Consider the following 771-nt stretch of genomic DNA (forward strand, 5'->3'; position numbering starts at 1 on the left):
CCTACGTTCTCACCAGCACGGCCTTCGTCCAGCAGTTTGCGGAACATTTCAACGCCAGTACAGGTAGACTTAACGGTGTCTTTGATACCAACGATTTCAACTTCTTCGCCAACTTTGATGATACCGCGCTCAACACGACCGGTAACAACGGTACCACGACCGGAGATGGAGAATACGTCTTCGATTGGCAGCAGGAACGGCTTGTCGATAGCACGCTCTGGCTCTGGGATGTAGCTGTCCAGGGCTTCGGCCAGTTCGATGATTTTCGCTTCCCACTCAGCTTCGCCTTCCAGCGCTTTCAGCGCGGAACCGCGGATTACTGGCAGGTCGTCGCCTGGGAAGTCGTAAGCGGACAGCAGTTCGCGAACTTCCATTTCTACCAGTTCCAGCAGCTCTTCATCATCAACCATGTCGCATTTGTTCATGAATACGATGATGAAAGGAACGCCAACCTGACGACCCAGCAGGATGTGCTCACGGGTCTGAGGCATTGGGCCGTCAGTCGCAGCTACAACCAGGATCGCGCCGTCCATCTGAGCAGCACCGGTGATCATGTTTTTCACGTAGTCGGCGTGCCCTGGGCAGTCAACGTGCGCGTAGTGACGAGTCGGGGTGTCATACTCAACGTGAGAGGTGTTGATGGTGATACCACGAGCTTTTTCTTCTGGTGCGTTATCGATCTGGTCGAAAGCACGTGCAGAACCGCCGTAGGTTTTAGCCAGTACGGTGGTGATCGCTGCAGTCAGGGTAGTTTTACCGTGGTCAACGTGG

The 771-nt window shown here is 54.5% G+C and carries 1 protein-coding gene; it reads right to left on the bottom strand.

The window, feature by feature from the left end; genetic code table 11:
- The coding region (locus GKN89_RS24250; RefSeq protein WP_154747916.1) for an elongation factor Tu at positions 1-771 on the bottom strand (771 nt) is incomplete at both ends.

The organism is Serratia sp. YC16, assembly GCF_009707615.1.
GTDB classification, from domain to species: domain Bacteria; phylum Pseudomonadota; class Gammaproteobacteria; order Enterobacterales; family Enterobacteriaceae; genus Serratia; species Serratia surfactantfaciens.